The sequence below is a fragment of the Paenibacillus sp. FSL H8-0175 genome (assembly GCF_045040615.1).
GTDB classification, from domain to species: Bacteria; Bacillota; Bacilli; order Paenibacillales; family Paenibacillaceae; genus Paenibacillus_AQ; species Paenibacillus_AQ odorifer.
This window is the reverse complement of sequence record NZ_CP150299.1, coordinates 927,695-946,819: the sequence shown is the minus strand read 5'-3', so window position 1 is coordinate 946,819 and position 19,125 is coordinate 927,695. Positions and strand designations below refer to the sequence as shown.

The following is a 19,125-nucleotide window of genomic DNA, read 5'->3' as shown; positions in this document are numbered from 1 at the left end:
GATCATCCTTTGCTTAGTAGTTTATCTGCTGTTTGTTCATTTTGAATAAAGATCTTCTAAACCAGAACACAAGAATAACCCCTTTAAACACACTGCTTAGAGCAATCGACATCCACACCCCATTCAGGCCAAAAGGTTCGGATAAAATCAAGGCTAGTGGAATTCGCAGTGCAGTAAATGTAATACTGAAGATCGGCGGGATATGAGTTTGGCCAATGCCGTTAAACGCACCTACTGTCATTAATTCCATACACATAAATAATTGAGAGTAGCCAATGATGCGCATATAATCAGTGCCTAATTCCAGGCTTGTCTGATCTGATAAAAACAAGGAAAATAGCTGCTGCGGGAACGCAATAAATATAAGCGATATGATCACGCCAAAGATGGAGGTTAAGATCACAGCCTTACGATATCCCTGCCCTATACGGTCCAATCGGCGTGCTCCATAATTTTGTCCAAAAAAGGCAGCAATAGCTCCCTGTAGTCCTCCAATAGTCATATAAGAAATAGATTCAATTTGAATCCCTACTTTTTGCACCGCAATCGCATCCGCCCCAAAACGTACTATGATCTTAGCAATGACGATCGATATGAGCGTAAAGGTGACCCGTAGGATTGTGATCGGAAGTCCCATACGAATTACTTCTTTCATTTGACGAATGTCCCATGCTGATGTGTTCGAAATGATTTCTGACTTTCTTGTCTTTATGATAAAAAGAGCCGTAACTAAGATGTTCGCTGTCAATGTTGCCGTGGCTGCCCCCGCTACTCCCCAACCTTCAAAACTGCCCCAGCCAAAAATTAAAAATGGATCAAGGACGATATTAACCATAAGACCAACAGAGAAGATCTGAAACGGTTGTTTACTATTTCCCATCGAGTTTAAGAGTGTGGCAAACAAAGTATTTACGATGGAAAATACCGTCCCGAAGATCGAAATCATTAAAAATTGTCGTGCCATCCGTTCAACTTCATCACTTCCAAGATCAAAAAAACCAATCAACTGATTGTTGGTCAACAGAACTAAACTCATATAGAGAAGTCCTAATAAAATAGACATCGTAAACCCGTTTTTCATATAAGATTTAGCCTTCTCTATCTGACCAGATCCCATACAAAACGCAACCTTAATCCCTGTACCGATCGTAATCATAGTCGACAATGCAATCGCTAGATTAATGAAAAAACTCGCCGTGCCAATCGCGGCAACAGGACCACTTCCCAATCTTCCAACCCAAATCATATCGACGAGGCCATAGGTTGTGGAGATGAAATTCGTCGCAATAATGGGAAGCGTTAATTTCATTAAGGTAGGCATAATAGGACCCTGAGTCAAATCATTCATGCCCTGCAATTCCTTCAAATCTAAAAACACCTTCTTCATCTGATTTTCAGATTTATTATATAACCAAACACTTATATAATCAATTGATTATATTTGAGTAATCTACTCAGAACTCCTAAAAAGTATATGAATTGTGTAGACATCAAAAGGCAGTTCCTAGTGCACAAAATGTGCCCAACGGAACTGTCTTTTTTTCGTAATTAAAATTTCTTTTGTTTTTCAGTCGAAAAGCTATTGAAAATGGAATATTGTTCGTTTACAATAAAACCAATAAAAAGTTCTATAATTATAGAACTAATTAATGTTTCAGTAACTTAATTAAAGGATGGAGAAGCTCATGGAATATAAAGTAGAAGTCGATTTTGCCCCCATGTATGAATGTGTGAACAGTATGACTGCTTTTCTAAGCAAGCAGAACCATACTGCTATGGATTCCGGTAAGCTCTGGGTACGTGAAGTCCAAGCAAGATTTGCCCCGATGTTGCTTCGTAAAATGCAAGAGGTCGTTAAGAAACTTGATGATTTCAGTTTGGCTCCCTACATTTGGTGCTGTCCAGTAGAACGTTCGGTTAGCAGCTTTCTGGATTGGTTTGATGGGTTAACTTCGGGTGAACTGTATGAAATATCTGGACGTTTCGGCCAATCGGTCCCCTCTAATCTTTCCGAGCTAAGGGACACTGCCTCTGACATCCTGCGCGAATGGAACGCGGGTTACTTCAATGGAATCGAACCTAATATCCTCAAAGGGCTTGATCAGGAAGCTGAGTCAAGACGAACGACACTGAATGGGAACAATGATATGGAAGTCTTTGAAGCAGCAACCGACGGAATGCGCCTCTATCCAACCGAACGTCTGAAGCAGGTCATTATCATTCCGCAATATCATGCCCGCCCACTGGTCACCACCTCTATGTTTGATGAATTCGTGTTCACTAGCTACTCTTGTGATGTTCTCCCTCCGGAAGCTGGCCGGCCTGCTCCAGCACTACTTCGCCTTACCCGGGCACTCTCGGATGAGACGCGGCTGTATATCCTTCGTTTGCTTACAGGCAAGCAGTTGAATTTCACGGAAATCGTGCGGGAAGTCGGACTTTCTAAAAGTACAATCCACTACCATCTGATCGCGCTGCGCGCAGCAGGGCTGGTCATTGTCCATACCAACGTTAAAAGCACATCGTATAGCCTGCGATTGGAAGCCTTAAATGGGCTACCGCAACAGATTGGGTCATATCTAGAGAGTCAAGCATAAACGCCTTAAGCGTCCTTATAAGGACGGTAAGCGTATATGCGAGAAATATAAGAAAGGAGCGAACAGGCTATGATAAAACGCAGCTATTATGGTTTACTCTCAACCATAACTTTAAGTGCTTTTGGGGATGCTTTTGGCTTGTTGGCTATGGAATGGCTCGTCTATGAGCTGACGGGTTCCAAACTAGCGATGGGAGCACTCGCACTCAGCTCCGGCATACCTGAGCTGCTGCTGCGCTTGCTGGGCTCGCCGCTGTCCGACCGACTCCACCGGGTACGCTTTATGGCCTGCTTGGCAGCCATTCGCCTGCTGGCTATAGCATTGCCACTTGGCATGGGTCTGGCTGGCCAACTGCAGCTGTGGCATCTGTTTGTCGCCGCTGGTCTCAGCGGGGCCTGCGCCGCCCTGTTCATGCCAACAGCCATGGCTGTTATTCCCGGCGTTGCCGATAGCCGGAAGCTGGTGCGGGCTTTTGCTATCATCGATGGCAGCAAAAGTGCAGCAGTCTTGCTGGGCCCCGCCCTGGCTGGGGCGTTGACCGCTGCCAGTGGCGCGCTGCCAGCCCTTAGCATCAACATGTTATGTTACGTTGCGGCCATCACTACCTTGCTGTGCCTGCAGAAGCTACCCAAGCCCTCTCCAGCTCCAGGCCGTTTCTCCATTGCCATCTACGTTCGCGAAATAGCTGAGGGCTTTACCTTCTATAAACAATTCCCCGCCATGCTTACGATAATGATGATGGCCTCTATTAGTAATCTAAGCTCCATTGCCGTCTGGACCATGATGGTTCCTTTTGTACGCGAAGTGCTCCACCGTGATGCGGCGACGATGGGCACACTTAGTACAGTTTTCGCACTTGGAACCTTAGTCGGGCTAAGCGTCATTTCCATGATAGGGGAAATTAAAAAGAGGCGGTTTGTCATGCTCGGAAGTCTGGGGACCATCGGTTTAGTTACAACATTATGGGGGTTATTTCCTAGTTTTTCTTTTGCTCTCGCCGCCGTATTCGCCACCGGAACGATAGGCCCCTTCTTCGGCTCCTTAAGCTCTTCACTCCATGGACGTCTGGTTCCGAGCAATCTGCAAGGAAGAGTCAACTCCATCCGTTTTTTAATCGGTGGCGGCTTGCAGCCTTTTGGTGCTTTTACCGGGGGCGCGATTGCTGAACTCTATGGTGTGCCTACGCTTTTTGTCATCGCCGGCTTGCTTCCAATGCTCTGTGCCAGCGCAGCCTTGCTGCTCCCCGGACTCAAAACACTGGACGGTGACCTCTCCACACTTGAAGCCACTCATCGGCGCCCCGTGGTGCAAAGTTCATCGCAAAGTGTTGTAACTGAGCGATAGATGGTAATAGGTTTAAAAAATTCATTTTAATTATTTATGATGAAATGAATAAAAAAAAGAGATGCTTATAAGCATCTCTTTTTTTGACTATACAGTTAACCTTTGTCTCGGATAACTCGCCGTCACGCACGATTATTTTATGTATAAATAATAACATATATTCTAAAATTAATAAAGAAAAAATCATTTAATACCTAGTTTAAACCAATCTGAATGCTTTCCCCGCCCCATTCTTTCGAACATCTTTACCATTAAGCTTTTTTCACGTTTTGAATTACAACGTCTAAAATAAAAATCTTTAAATAGCTTTTCTATATCTTTTAGACTTTCAAACTGGGAAAGTACTAATAAAGTGTCATATAGTCTTATTTCATAATAAGTTGAAATTCCTGCAGTATTAATTTTGGTTCTTAAACCTAAATCATTTATCAAACCCGAATCAACCCTTAAACGATTCGATGTCCGAAATCTATTAACTAATTGAAAATGTGCACAAGTATTTCTTAATTCAATAAAAATTCGTACTGAGTTGATAAACTTTTGTTTATCAATGTACTTCATCCCCATATCTTCAATGACCTTTTCAAAAACATCTCTTTCAAATCCTAATAATAAACTAAAGAGAGAACCAAACTCAAGGACTTTAATAGTCACCCAGAACGGCGGGTGATCATAAGTAGATATATAAGGATATTTAGCTCTGCAATGCTCAATGAAATTACTATACGTAGCCCCATTGAAATAAATATTTGCCTGAAATATTTTATGTCCTGAAATATTCTTAGCTAAATCTTTAGGTAAACTCAAATGATTTGAACGTGGATTCGTATACTTATTAATATCAATGTAACATGCAGAATCAGAAGCATTTAAATAATGTTTTTCACAAAACCGATATGCCATAGAAGATTTCAAACGAATTTCAAATTTATCTAAAATTTTCAAAATCTCTAAATTCAATTTTTTATCAAAATCATACAACAATAAAAAGTCTTCAAAAAAAAGACCATTGTATTCTTTATTAGTAGCTTTTGAATCAGTTAATAATAATGTTTCAAATCCATTTATCAAGTCAAAATAATTCTTTTCTAATAAATGTCGTTTAGCTTTTTCTTCATCTCTAATAATTAGTTTTCTTTCTTTTAATAAATCAATTTGTTGGTCTAAAGACTTGAATGTTTTGGTAACATGTGTGCTCAAATAAATCTCCCCATTATTTTTAATCTATTTATTTAAAGGTTCTATAATTTTCTAAATGAGCGAGCTACCTAGTTTACTTCCATTTTTCGTAAGAAAATGTTAAAAACCACTCTGAATTATACATTAAATAAAAAAATAGGGATATGAACTTCTAGGACGTTTGGCATAATGAATGAGATACTCCACAGAATCGACAAAAACAGGCGATACCGGATACCGGAACATCGCCTGTTTTTATAAGTCTTCACCTAAGAGCATCGCTACTAGGTATATTCTCTTTTCAGTGGTTTGTCACAGTGGCTTGATTCGTAGCCACTAGTTCCCCTCCCCCTTCCGGTAAAAACCGAAGCGGGAGGCGTTGAGCCTTTAGTTTGTATTTGTGTTTGTGTGTTGGTGTTTTGGAATTCGCGCTGATAGCAGCGGAGAGAACGGACTGATTGTGGAAAAGCGGAGCGTCCGCCAGCGTAAAAAGCCCACAGCGCACAACGTCCAAAAGCTAACACCAAGAACCTAAGGCTCAATCAACCCATATTTCGTTTTTATCCGATCCAACTTCTCAATCATAGGATTAGCAATAAAAAACAAAAACACCACCGTCGAGATCGCATGCACCATATCAAACCAAAAACCTGAAATATAAGTGGTCATTAAAGCCGGCCATGAGAACTCTGAAGTGAACATCATCAGCGAGCCTATATTGATAATGCCTCCGTATACGAAAAACGTCGCTAAGCCTCCGAATATACACAGCGACAGCTTATTCTTTTTAAGCAGACCCTTCTTGAAGAAAATGCCCGCCAGGAAGCCAATGATGCCAAAACAAAACATTTGCCAAGGCGTCCAAGGCCCCTGCCCAAAGAAGAAATTCGAGACAAAGCCTGCAACAGCGCCAACCAGAAACCCTGCCTCCGCACCCAAGCTTACCCCTGCGATGATGACAATAGCAACCACTGGCTTAAACTGCGGCAACATAAAAAAGGCTGCGCGTCCCGCCACGGCAATGGCTGCTAACACCGCTATAACGATCAGCTCCCTCGCCTGCGGCTTCCGGTTCTCGAATACCATCGCAAAAGGAATCATCGTATAGATAACAATTAATAGACTGATAAAATAATACTTCCGATCATTTAGCACAAAGATGCCTAATAAAATCGTAGCTGGAATGACTATGAGGATTAGTAGTGCCGCTAATAAAGTTCGACGACTCAAACGACGATCCGTTATCTGCTTCTTTGACATAAATCAATCACACCCTCTATCGTTACTCCCTCATTCCATACATGACGCGCCATACGGTTGGCGGCCGTTGTATAGAAGCTGTTTCCCGCAAAAAACTTCTGTGCTTCATTCGTAGTGATGATACTTCCATCAAAAAACATGGCGCAGACCTCAGCGTATTTGGCACAAAATTCAACATCATGCGAGACCATTACAATAGTAACGCCTTCGGCATTGAGCTTTTGCAGGAATACGGCTAGCTTCTCTTTGAAGGGTCCATCCAGTCCTTTGGTCGGTTCATCCAACAGCAGAATCTTTGGTTCTAACAAAAGCACCTTCGCCAACGCTGCACGCTGTTGTTCTCCCCCGCTGAGATCATACGGATGCATGGAGAGGAGATGTTCCAGTTCTGCGAACTTTACCACAGCTTCAACTCTGGCGGTTTTTTCTTCCTTCGTCAAAGAGAGCTGGGATAACATTTCATATAAATCTAGCTCGACTGTTTTTTTCACAAATAAGGTTTGCGGATTTTGCGGGAGGATGCCCAGATTGTTAGTAAACAACGCTTTGGCATTCATCTTCGCAGGGTTGTTCCCACCGATTAGAACTTTCCCTCTGTATGGCTGAAGGATCCCGCTCATCAGCGACAGCGTCGATGTCTTCCCTGTTCCATTCCCGCCAACAATACAATAAAATTGCCCTTGCTTCACTTCAAACGACAAATCTTTAATGATATCCGGTCCATTTTTATCATATTTAAACCATACGTCCTTAAACTTTATGACTACAGGGCCGGCCTCTTTCGTGCTAGGCTGAGTTTCTGCCATCGTTGCAGGAGTCTTACCCTTTAGAAAAGCATCCAACCATTGGCGCCCTTCCTTCACAGTCACAGGCCACGCTAAGTCATGATCTACTCCTGCAACAATCTGCATCGGTGAGGGCATGGACAGAAACATCGGATGGTTCAGCTTACTTAAAGCCTCGCCCACCTTTTGCGGGGTATCATCGGCGATCACAACTCCCTCATTCAGCACAATCAACCGATCTGTAAGCGGAAGAACATCCTCTAGACGATGCTCGGTCATGATCACGGTTGTTCCCAGCTCACGATTTATTTTTTTGACCGTCTCCAGAAAATCGGAAGCCGCAATAGGATCTAGCTGGGAGGTAGGCTCATCGAGGATTAGAACCGAGGGATGCATAGCCATTATGGAGGCTAAGTTAAGCAGCTGCTTCTGGCCGCCTGATAACTCAGTCACACTTTTATGAAACCAGGTCTGGATCCCAAAAAAACTGGCCATTTCCGCCACACGCAGACGAATAGTAGAATGATCATACCCCAAACTCTCCAGCCCAAAGGCAAGCTCATGCCATACTTTATCTGTCACTATTTGATTGTCCGGACTTTGGAGTACATAACCAATTTCCGCTGCCTGCGTTCTTTGATCGATCTCCTCTACAGGTTGACCCTTATAATAAATTGCCCCTTGGCGATTGCCATGTGGGGTTAGAATTGTTTTCAGTTGTCTAAGCAGAGTGCTTTTGCCACAGCCTGACTTTCCACAAATAGTAATGAAGTCTCCACTTTCAATCGTTAGATTAATATTCGAAAGAGCCACTTGCTCTTGTTCAGGAAAAGTAAAGCTTAGTTCTTCGATTCGATAGATTTCCATTTCATTGCCTCCACCATATTGATGAGCACTGGGATCATACATAACGCAAAATAAGCGATATATATAAGAATACTAAAAGGCGTAATTGCGCTCGCTTTAATCGACGGATAGAATCTCATGGTGTTCTCACCCATCACTGCCCCTACGGCTACCAGCGCAATTAAGCCTGTCATGATCAAGAGGGCTACTTTGTCTCGGGCATCTAACCGAAAGATAGAAAAGCTTGTACGGCCCGGCAATCCATACCCTCTCGATCTCATGGAATCCGCTGTCTCAATCGCATTTTCCAAAGCCCAGGTGGTCATAATGGAGAGGATCGTAATGCCATTCCGCGCACGCGCGAGGAGATTTCCCTGTGAGACATCCCGGCCTATACATTTTTGAGCATTAGAAATCACCTTGATTTGCGCTAAATATCTAGGAACAAAACGAAGCACCATCGAAAAAATCAACGACAGTGCCGGCAGTATTTTTCCGAATATATAAATAAACTTATCCGAGGTCATCACGACGTTATAACAGGAGAACCAAATAATTACCGTCACAAACATAGACGCCGCTGCCACGCCATAAAGAATCGATTCCTTCGTAATAGGGTTCCCGTTGTTTAAATAGAACAAGATCGTTACCCCTTGGTGATTAAAAACAGGATTCATCACTGCCATAAATAGCAAAAAAGGAATCATGTAAAGCAGATTAAATCGGATGCCCTTTTTTCCTTTTAACATAATTGAGTAGGCTACAGCACTAATAAGGGCAATCACTTGAAATATAGGATGCATGAACACCATGCTAAACAGTAATACAACAACAAAATATAGAAAATTCACAAACGGATGAAAGGTAGAAAAGCTATCCTTCATTATTTCTGAGCTCCTCCTGTGGCTACATAACCACCCACATCTCGACCTAGATCACAAGTGTATACCCAATCAATGACATCGCCATCTTTGAGAACATAGCGGCTACTGCCGTAGTTAGGGAACCAGCCATTTACTTTGTACATCCATCCACTGAGCTCTCCAGCATCGAATTCATACAGATTATTTATACCTTCAATATAATTACTGTTATAGATCGGCGTCATACTGAATTCCATATGGATTTTATTCTTTTTCATTTCTCTTAGTAAAACATCAAACACAGACTCACCTTCATAAAAAGTTACCTTCTGCGCTTTATAAATGATACCATCTGCCGGCAATACTTCAAGCTTATCCTGATTAAAAATATCCATGTTATCTAAAATTGTTGCCGCTGAGACGGACAAGGTAGCCGTTAATTGCTTCTTCTTATCTACCGTTGCATCTTGCCATTCCACTGGTTTAGGTTTCCCGCTTGGCACTGGATCGGTAAGAAATTTATCCTTTTTCGGTTCCTGCTTGGTTTCTGTTGTCGCTACTTTTGAATCAGGTTTTGTTACGGGTTTTGCCGTCGCTTTCGTTTCCGGCACGGACGTTTTAGCCGCTTTCGGCGTTGCGGTCGGTTGCTTCGTTGCAGCAGGTTTTGTTGTTGCGACCGGTGTTACAACTTCTGTTGGTGCTGCAGTTCCTGTTGGTGTTACAGCTTCCGTTGGTGTTGCCGATTCATTTGGTTTTAGGGTTTCAATGGGCTTAGCTGTTTCACTTGGCGTAGCTGACGGTGTTATCTCTGTTGTCTCGGTAGCGATTGCCTCAGTGGGTTCAACATCATCATTTGTTGCGGAAGCAGTGTTCTCTGGCTCTATAACCTGTGTCTCAACGCTACTATTTGCGACCTTGTTTGGGCTCTTCTGGTAATCCCCGCCCCAAAAGAAGGCGATAGCCAATACACCTATGATTAGTATCGCGGTTAACCATTTCTTCTTGTTCATTTCTCTAGTCCCACCTTAAATAATAAGCAAGGGTATACACGCTACCCTTGCTTATCTCTCTAAATAAAATTCTATTTGACGTCAGTCATATCATAAAGACGTGTCTGGCCATTAACGAGCCGATCATAGGAAACCAGTGCATACATCGCCTGATCCGTAGCCATAAGATCTACTTCTCCTGGTTGCGCGCCTCCATTGCCTACTCCACCCTGCTTCACGTGATAAAAGCCACCTTCAGGTGCAGCAAAACTAAGCAATGCGTCTACTGCGGAATGTCCATTTTTAATAAATCTGGAATCCTTATGCGGGTCAATACCAAGGCCAGTTAAAGCTACAATCACCTGAGCGATGCTTTCGGAATTTGTAGATTCCCAGCTTGCAAAACCACCGTCTGCAGTCTGTGTTTTGGATAACCAAGCAATCCCCCGGTCCACAGCAGCTGTTACTTTGGCGTTGGTTTTGTAATAAGGCGTTAAGCCTTGAATGACCATCCCCGTGATATCTGGATCAGCCGCTGTAGCATTACTGCCTAGTGCCCATCCACCGCCGCTGATCTCTCTGCCCAAAATATAATCAATGAGCAGCTCTCTAGTCGTCTGCGTCTTTACACCCTTAACCACTGGAATGTCGTAATGATTACTGTCCAGTGCAATGAGAGCAAACACAGGTCCATTAATACCTTGCTTAATTACAGTATCAAAATCCGCGAGCGGTTCCAGTAGGTTATAACCCGCCACTTTATCAATATTTTTGTTGATTGAAGTTAATGCCAAAATAACTCTATCATATTCCGTATATTTTACGCTATGCAGCTTCCCAGCTTTTTCTTTAAGAGTTGCTTCTACATTCGCGTAGTACTTAGTGTAATAACTATCTGGAACCTTCACGCCTGAACGTGCCAGCCCGAACACTGTCCAGTCCCCGCCAACCGAGGAGATAACCGGGTTTGTTACTGTTTTTTGCAAAAAGGCAGCTGTGTTCTGAATATAAGAACTAACTGCTTTATTCTGAATAGTCGGACTAACCACTTTGTTCCCACTCTTATAATCATGGGTTCTAGTAGCTACAACAGCCGCCATTTCTCTAGTTACAAGCTCTTTAGGTTTAAATTGATTATCATCACCTAACATCAAACCAGTCGCAACAACGGTCTCTACATCTGCTTTGGCCCATGCCGATACGGTGTTGATATCTTTAATCGCTGTTCCTGGCTTCGTCGCCGGGATGGCCAATGCTCTGACGATAATTGCTGCCATCTGCTCACGAGTAATCTTGTCATTTGGCTTAAATTCATTATTAAAGCCTGTGATTAGACCTGCCTTATGCGCAGCATTCACATATGGATAGAACCAATCGCCTAGAGCGACATCCTTATAGGTAATACCTTTATCACTCTTAATATCAAGTTCTAATGCAGAAACCAGAATCTTAGTGAACTCCGCTCTTGTGATATAAGCTTTCGGATTCACCTGACCATTATTACCTTGGATATATCCTTTTACTGTAGCTGTTTCAATCGCTGAATAAGCCCAGGAAGAGATCTTATCAGCATCTGTATACAGTTGTTTAATATCATTTGTCTGGTTAGGATCCTTAGGAGTCACTGTTGGAGATGGACTCACATTTGGATCAACGCCGGCTTCCGGATTAGCTCCCCCACCAGGAGCAGGAGTAGCACCAGGCTTAGGCGTTGGGGTTGGAGTAGGGCTTGTAGTTGGTATCGGTGCATTTAGATCCACACCCAAATTCGTAGTATAACGCCACTGAATTCTTTCCCCGGCACTTAGTTTATATGAAGATGCACCATAATCAGGATAGACTCCATTCACATTATACATCCATCCACTGCCGCTGCCATGGTCAAATTCTCCATCGCCTGCGATCGATTCTACATACACACTTCCATATTTACCGCTCCAAGAATCTCGATATTCGATACCGCGGCTATCTAATGTTCTTTTTAGTACAGACCACACCGTGTCACCAGATTGGAGCTCTACCTGTACAGATGGAACAACATATCCCTTATTAATTGTAAGCTTATCCACGGACAGGGTTACATATGGTTTCGATGGAGTGGTTTCGCCACCATTGTTGCCACCATTGTTGCCGCCATTTCCTTCACCATTTCCGCTACCACCGTCGCCATTACCATTACCACCGTCGCCGCCAGGTGTTTGTACTGCACTGGAAGCATACGCAATGTAGTCAGTGAAGTGATTGGTTTTTACAATTAAGTCATTTCCACTATCATAGGCATACTCAGACTTACCGCTTGCAAAACCTAAGTCATCACTTGCAAATTTTTGAATGGCATGAGGGGTGCCATTTTGAATATAAGCAGCTTCTTTTCCTTTAAGGTCCTTAAAGGTTAACGTAATAAATTGACTGAATTCTACTCTTGCACTACCACCCATGGAAAATGCTTGAAGAATGTTATCAAGCTTCTTGTCCCCAGGAATAATCTGATTCACACTATCTTTTAGTGCAGATTCTGCACCGGTTAAAGCTGAAATCAGTTCAATCGCAGAGGCATCCCCACTTGTAACTTTTGCACCCTTAGGAATGACTACAGATACGTTACCTTTTATGGCCTCTATCTGAGGAAGGTCGCTGTTACTTGGTAAATTGACACTAACCTTCGATTGATTTTCTTCCGAAATAGCTACTGTGATTTCTTTGTTGCTATCTCCAGTGCTGATCGGAACGATATAATCATTAGCGTCATTTGGGATTTCAACTTTCGGGTTCTCCCCAGAAGGTAACGGAAGTTCTTTCGGACCCTCTGGTTGCCCAGGCCCCGGTTCTTCTGGTTGTTCCAGTTTCACATCATTCATATCAAAGAGACGGTTGCTATGATTGATCAGACGATCATAGGACACAAGTGCATACGTACCTTGGTCCGTTGCCATATTGTCTACTTTGCCTGTGAGGATATGCTTAAATCCACCCTCAGGTGCAGCAAAGCTAAGTAATGCATCAATAAGCGAATTTCCACTTTTAACAAATCTAGCGTCAGTGTGCGGATCTACACCTACACCAGTTAAGGCTACAATTACCTGCGAGATACTCTCGCTGCTAGTGCTTCCCCAGCTTGTAAATCCGCCTTGATTGTTTTGGTTATCGGACAGCCATTGGATGGCCCGATCCACGGCAGCTTTTACATCATCACGGGTTGCATAATAAGGTGCAAGAGCTTGCATCGCCATCGCAGTCATATCGACATCGGCTTTGGTTACGCCTAATGCCCAGCCACCAGCTTCTGCTGTACCTTTTTTAACCTCTTTATCTAAAATGTACTGAACTAGTTTTTCTCTTGTGGTCTGTTCTGTAACTCCATCAACTACAGGGATCTCATAGTTATGGCTATCTAACGCGATCAGAGCAAAAATCGGACCATTATTGCCTTGCTTTTGGATATATTGATAATCAGCGAGTGCTTTTCTCAGATCATATCCCGCAACATTTGTGATATCTTTTCCGATAGAGGTAAGTCCTAGAATCGCTCTGGAATTCTCTGTGCTTTTATTGGCGTCGAGTTTTCCATCCTCTTTAATGATTGATGCTATTTTCGTAGCTACATTATTGTAATAGAGATCATAATAACCGTTAGGTACTGTATAGTTCGCCCGTGCCAGAGAAAGGATCGACCATTCTCCGCTGCCTGTTCCAAACGACGGGGTCTTTACAGTGTTTAGAATATAGGCAAGGCTTTTATTTAATTGTTGTTTGGCTACAACAGCAGTAGGTTGTTCTAATTGCACATCATTCATATCAAAGAGACGGTTGCTATGATTGAGCAGACGATCATAGGACACAAGAGCATACGTACCTTGGTCCGTTGCCATATTGTCTACTTTGCCTGTGAGGATATGCTTAAATCCACCCTCAGGTGCAGCAAAGCTAAGTAATGCATCAATAAGCGAATTTCCACTTTTAACAAATCTAGCGTCAGTGTGCGGATCTACGCCTACACCAGTTAAGGCTACAATTACCTGCGAGATACTCTCGCTGCTAGTGCTTCCCCAGCTTGTAAATCCGCCTTGATTGTTTTGGTTATCGGACAGCCATTGGATGGCCCGATCCACGGCAGCTTTTACATCATCACGGGTTGCATAATAAGGTGCAAGAGCTTGCATCGCCATCGCAGTCATATCGACATCGGCTTTGGTTACGCCTAATGCCCAGCCACCAGCTTCTGCTGTACCTTTTTTAACCTCTTTATCTAAAATATACTGAACTAGTTTTTCTCTTGTGGTCTGTTCTGTAACTCCATCAACTACAGGAATCTCATAGTTATGGCTATCTAGCGCAATCAGAGCAAAAATCGGACCATTATTGCCTTGCTTTTGGATATATTGATAATCAGCGAGTGCTTTTCTCAGATCATATCCCGCAACATTTGTGATATCTTTTCCGATAGAGGTAAGTCCTAGAATCGCTCTGGAATTCTCTGTGCTTTTATTGGCGTCGAGTTTTCCATCCTCTTTAATGATTGATGCTATTTTCGTAGCTACATTATTGTAATAGAGATCATAATAACCGTTAGGTACTGTATAGTTCGCCCGTGCCAGAGAAAGGATCGACCATTCTCCGCTGCCTGTTCCAAACGTTGGATTCTTTACAGTATTTAAAATATAAGCAAGGTTTTTATCTAACTGTTGTTTGACGGCAACTGTAGTTTCCAGTTTGTAAGTAACCTGATAAGTTACATTTGTTTTGTTTCCAGCTCCGTCAAGAGCCGTTACAGCAATTGCATTAATGCCTGAATTCAGAGTAGCTTTGTACTCCCCATTTGCGGGTGATAAAGTAACTCCATTCAGCTTCACTTCTGGAGTAATGTCACTATATACATTGTCTGTGACAGCTACTTTGAAGCTTATTTCTTTATTGGATACTTCCTGTTTATCTTGTATGCCACTTACTGTAATAACAGGGGGTTCAATGTCTAATGCATTATTAAGACCGACAAGCGCATGATCTACACTTATTTGAGAGCTTGCCATGTTTTCGAGCACGGAATAGGCTTCATAAACTGCCGATTGCACTACTGGTCTGTCCAAAATAGTTTCTTTATTAGGGGCACTATTAATCTCGGCGATTTCCGCAGTTAAAGCATCCTTATTGGCAAGTTGAACTGGGATTTCCCCCCAGCCGCCAAGATCAGAACCATAGCCATAAGTGGTGAACTGAGTTCGAATGATGTCACCGTCTTGAGGCTTATAATCGGTCATCCCAAACGGAGGAAACACATTATTTACTGCATACATCCAACCCGACATGGAGGTGTAGTCAAACTGACTTAACCAATCTGGGTCTGCTTTAGTGCCGACTGTATTCCCATCGGCTGAAATCATATCTAAAATATATTGTGGAATATTGACTTCGCTTCTGCCACTATCTTTAACTTCTGATAAATAAAAACCACTATCTATATTTCCTAAATATCTATAATTCCCATCACCTAGCGCACGTGTTATTAAAGATGCGCCATTATCGCCTTCATAAATCGGAACTTTAATAGGTTCCTTAATATACCCTTGGCCTAAGGTGAATTTCTCTACGGATACAGATACATACCCTTTAAGGGTAGAGCTTGCTCCATCTGCTTGAGCCGGGATTACACTTGTAGAGAATGTCGTAATAAATACAGCTACAATAAGTAACCACGCTAAAAACTTATTTTTCTTCATTTTTCCATAACCCTTCCCTTCATACCTATGATAAAAAACAGAATAAACTTTCTCATAACCACAAAAAAACCACTCAACATAAACGTCAAGAGGTTAAGATAGTGAACCACAATAATAGCTGGCAAACACTATTCAAGCACCTCTCTATCGATCGTAGAGTTTGATGGTGTAACAGAAAAAGGCAGATATTCTGGCTCAAGTATCATCACCCTTGCTGCCTTCCCAGTTTCCCAGTGGCATTTTGCAAGGACTCCTCTTTCACAGCGGCGGGACCGCGCGGGATTCACACCCGCTTTCCATTTAACCAATCTATGATTGTACTTCCGCAACATTCATAGTTGGCACCTATTTCTAATTTTAAATTTTCATGCTTCATCATAACTAATATATATGCTTTTGTCATGTTATATTTCTTTTTTGTATAACGGGCAGCTAGAGATAATCCTATTGAATAACCAATTTCTACGAGTAGGGTTATTCAAATAATTTCTTTATCCAACTGTGGGGCAAATTAATTTAAATCACTAATTCTTATATGAATTTACCACAAATTAGTAAGGTACTCGCTAAGTGTATTCTATGTTAGGGTATATTCAGAAAGCGTTTACAAAATAAAACTGGAGGTGTTTGCGTTCATTTAACCACCAAGTACAGCGTCAAAGCCAGGTCCAAGCATCCTAAATTTATCTCACAAAGGAGAATTCAATGACTACGCGAATCCAGAAATCCTTCTTATCATTGACACTTGTCACCGCTCTTCTGCTCTCTCTGTTCTCATCCATGGCCGCAGCTGCAACTAAGGACGAGCAACAAGCTAAGGCAGCGCCAAAGAGTAAGATCCAATCCTATGTAGACGAAATGCAGCCCGGATGGAACCTTGGCAATACTTTAGATGCTACAGGTGAGGATGAAACCTCCTGGGGCAATCCACGTGTGACCCAAGATCTTATTAAAAAGATCGCCGCTCAAGGCTATAAAAGCATTCGGATTCCTGTGACCTGGGATACTCACATGGGTGCGGCACCAGACTATACCCTAGAAAAGGCCTACCTCGACCGTGTGGAAGAAGTTGTCGGCTGGGCACTGGACGCCAAGCTTTATGTCATGATTAATGTCCACCATGATTCCTGGCTATGGGTAAGCCATATGGAAGAAAAACACGATGAAACGCTGGCACGTTATAATGCAGCCTGGACTCAAATTGCCGATCGCTTCAAGGACAAATCCGATAAGCTGATGTTCGAGAGCATAAATGAACCTCGATTCACCGATGGTGGAAGCACAGACGAAGCAAAAATGGAGCAAATGCTTACTGAACTTAATAACTCTTTCTATCAAATCGTGCGGAAATCCGGTGGGAAAAACGACCTCCGCCCACTTGTATTACCTTCATTAGAGTCTTCACCTACGCAAACAAGAATGGATCATCTCTATAAGACGATTACGGCTCTGAACGATCCAAATATTATTGCGACCGTTCACTTCTATGGCTTCTGGCCGTTTAGTGTGAACATTGCCGGCTACACCACATTTGAAAAAGATACAAAAAATGATATCACTCAAACTTTTGATAACGTTTACAATACATTTGTAGCTAAAGGCATCCCTGTCATCGTCGGCGAATTTGGTTTATTAGGTTTCGATAAAGACACGGGTGTGATTGAACAGGGCGAGAAGCTTAAATTCTTCGAGTATCTGACTTATTATTTGAAAGAAAAGAAAATGACTTCCATGCTCTGGGATAACGGGCAGCATTTCAACCGTAAAACTTATAAGTGGTCTGACCCTGAACTCCACAATGTATTAATGTCTGGTCTGAAGGAGCGTTCCTCCAGCACCGAAAGCGATTTGGTCTACCTAAAAAAAGGTGCACAAATCAAAGATACCAAGGTTAAGCTGAACCTGAACGGAAATAAGCTAACCACCATTAGTGCCAACGGAAAGTATCTGACCAAAGGTAAAGATTACACCTTAAATGGTGAGGAGCTCATCCTCAAAGCCAGCCAACTTAAAAAGCTCACAGCTTCCCAAAAATACGGTGAAAATGCCGTGCTGACTCTGAAATTCAACAAGGGTGTTGCGTGGAGACTTAAGGTGATTGTGTATGACACAGCTAAATTAAGCGATGCAAAAGGCACGACTGAATCCTTTGCCATTCCGACCACCTTTAATGGTAACCAGCTTGCCACAATGGAAGCTGTATATACCGCTGGTGGCAATGCAGGTCCGCAGGACTGGACTCCATTTAAGGAATTCGGCAATACCTTCTCACCTTCTTATAACACTAAAGAAATCAAGCTGCTTCCCGCGTTCTTTAAAGATGTTAAAGACGGCGAGGTAATCCTGAAGTTCCACTTCTGGAATGGTGATATCATCACCTACAAGATCACGAAGAGCGGAACAAACGTTGTAGGAAAGTCCTCTTAACCCCCCGTCCTGTTAACAACACAAATAGGGGTGTCCTTCGCAGGAACATCCCTATTTGTATTGCACCGATCACATATAAACCTCGTCATACGAAATTATCATCAACCGATAAATTAAATAAACGCCAAGATAGACTCCGGTAATAAGAAACATTGGATTTAAAAATATCGCATGGATCGAGGTCATAAATACAGCATGATCTCTTAATATTTCGTAAATTGCCAAGGCAGAAATATTTCCAAAGATAATCGTACTTAAGACCGAAACAACATTGAAAACCATACGCCACTTTATCGATTTCCCCTGTAACATCAGCATAACAATGGGAACAAGAATACTACCAAGTACGATTAGAAATTTCATCCAGCTCACCTCGGTAATTTTTTAATCGTCCAGTTCCACACTTTCGATTTGTCCGTCTGCATTTACCGTCCACTCGATTTCAACGCCATTGTTCAATCCGAGCTTGTCTTCATCTTCAATGACTATATGATCAGGAATCGTTAAGGTTTGCTCTTTACCGCCCTCCACTTGAACAGTAACCTGCTTACCCTTAACCGCAGTGATCCTTCCGTCATATTCAATCTGCTGCAAAACAATCTTTTGATTCGGATCTGTGATGGTGACCCGCTTGCCTCCGTCAGTTAGCAGCTCAACCTTTTTATGATAGTTATCTTTTAACGAAACATCCTTGATAACTCTCTGAATGCTAACCCCCTCTGGAAGTTTCCCAGTATTTGAGCCGGGTGACGCAGATGTTAGGGGTTGATCTGTTGCGTTATTTGTAGGTACAGGTGTAGTTGCTTCTGCAGAAGGTGCTGCAGTTTCTACTTGAGCTGTTGGAGTAGGCACTTGAGTCTCATCCGCTGCTTTAGTGCAACCACTTAGCAATACCGTACATGCACAAATACAACAAAGAATTGTAGCCCTGGTAAAACGTTGTGTTGTTCCTTTATTCGATATCATCTTTTACCCCCGCATTTTAATGTATTTTTTTCTCTATAGTGGACATAGTTTTACCTCTTATCTTCCTTTTATTCACCAGAATATGGCCATCTGAAAGCAACAGTTAGATAACAATTCATGAATATGTCAAAAAACCGCCCTGATTTAGATCAGTG

Annotated in this window: 12 protein-coding genes and 1 riboswitch; of the genes, 3 read left to right on the top strand and 9 right to left on the bottom strand. The window is 42.5% G+C overall.

What is annotated here, in order from left to right; all coding sequences use genetic code 11:
• Window positions 1-13: 13 nt before the first annotated feature.
• Window positions 14-1,387 carry an MATE family efflux transporter gene (locus MHH46_RS04105; protein WP_405132571.1) on the bottom strand — a complete coding sequence of 458 codons (1,374 nt, stop codon included), beginning with the start codon at window positions 1,385-1,387 and terminating at the stop codon, window positions 14-16.
• Window positions 1,388-1,685: 298 nt separating this feature from the next.
• Between MHH46_RS04105 and MHH46_RS04100 the strand changes: the two genes are divergently transcribed.
• The gene (locus tag MHH46_RS04100) at window positions 1,686-2,597 is read left to right on the top strand and encodes a helix-turn-helix transcriptional regulator (protein WP_076190133.1); all 912 of its coding nucleotides are present in this window, start codon (window positions 1,686-1,688) and stop codon (window positions 2,595-2,597) included.
• Window positions 2,598-2,666: 69 nt separating this feature from the next.
• Window positions 2,667-3,941: an MFS transporter gene (locus MHH46_RS04095; protein ID WP_076190132.1), complete on the top strand. Its 1,275-nt coding sequence runs from the start codon at window positions 2,667-2,669 to the stop codon at window positions 3,939-3,941.
• A 183-nt stretch (window positions 3,942-4,124) separates the two neighbouring features.
• Here MHH46_RS04095 and MHH46_RS04090 read toward each other — a convergent pair whose 3' ends face one another.
• From MHH46_RS04090 to MHH46_RS04065, 6 genes are all read right to left on the bottom strand, one after another.
• The gene (locus tag MHH46_RS04090) at window positions 4,125-5,141 is read right to left on the bottom strand and encodes an Abi family protein (protein WP_076190131.1); all 1,017 of its coding nucleotides are present in this window, start codon (window positions 5,139-5,141) and stop codon (window positions 4,125-4,127) included.
• Between the two features lie 510 nt (window positions 5,142-5,651).
• Window positions 5,652-6,380, bottom strand: a complete 729-nt coding sequence (locus MHH46_RS04085; protein WP_036684891.1) for an ECF transporter S component — start codon at window positions 6,378-6,380, stop codon at window positions 5,652-5,654.
• Window positions 6,362-8,032, bottom strand: a complete 1,671-nt coding sequence (locus tag MHH46_RS04080; RefSeq protein WP_076190130.1) for an ABC transporter ATP-binding protein — start codon at window positions 8,030-8,032, stop codon at window positions 6,362-6,364. The genes MHH46_RS04085 and MHH46_RS04080 overlap by 19 nt, the downstream gene beginning before the upstream one ends.
• On the bottom strand, window positions 8,005-8,895 hold the full coding sequence (locus MHH46_RS04075) for an energy-coupling factor transporter transmembrane component T (protein ID WP_076190129.1): 891 nt from the start codon (window positions 8,893-8,895) through the stop codon (window positions 8,005-8,007). The genes MHH46_RS04080 and MHH46_RS04075 overlap by 28 nt, the downstream gene beginning before the upstream one ends.
• Window positions 8,895-9,884 carry a DUF4430 domain-containing protein gene (locus MHH46_RS04070; RefSeq protein ID WP_076190128.1) on the bottom strand — a complete coding sequence of 330 codons (990 nt, stop codon included), beginning with the start codon at window positions 9,882-9,884 and terminating at the stop codon, window positions 8,895-8,897. Before MHH46_RS04070 ends, MHH46_RS04075 begins: the two co-directional genes overlap by 1 nt.
• A 71-nt stretch (window positions 9,885-9,955) precedes the next feature.
• Window positions 9,956-15,577, bottom strand: a complete 5,622-nt coding sequence (locus MHH46_RS04065; protein ID WP_405132570.1) for an S-layer homology domain-containing protein — start codon at window positions 15,575-15,577, stop codon at window positions 9,956-9,958.
• A gap of 162 nt (window positions 15,578-15,739) precedes the next feature.
• Window positions 15,740-15,941: riboswitch (cobalamin riboswitch) on the bottom strand.
• Window positions 15,942-16,282: 341 nt separating this feature from the next.
• Here MHH46_RS04065 and MHH46_RS04060 point away from each other — a divergent pair.
• Window positions 16,283-18,004 carry a cellulase family glycosylhydrolase gene (locus MHH46_RS04060; protein ID WP_076190126.1) on the top strand — a complete coding sequence of 574 codons (1,722 nt, stop codon included), beginning with the start codon at window positions 16,283-16,285 and terminating at the stop codon, window positions 18,002-18,004.
• A gap of 69 nt (window positions 18,005-18,073) precedes the next feature.
• Here MHH46_RS04060 and MHH46_RS04055 read toward each other — a convergent pair whose 3' ends face one another.
• Window positions 18,074-18,322 (bottom strand): transposase, encoded by a 249-nt coding sequence (locus tag MHH46_RS04055; protein WP_405132569.1) that lies wholly within the window; start codon window positions 18,320-18,322, stop codon window positions 18,074-18,076.
• Between the two features lie 66 nt (window positions 18,323-18,388).
• Window positions 18,389-18,970 (bottom strand): hypothetical protein, encoded by a 582-nt coding sequence (locus MHH46_RS04050; protein WP_076190124.1) that lies wholly within the window; start codon window positions 18,968-18,970, stop codon window positions 18,389-18,391.
• Window positions 18,971-19,125 lie beyond the last annotated feature (155 nt).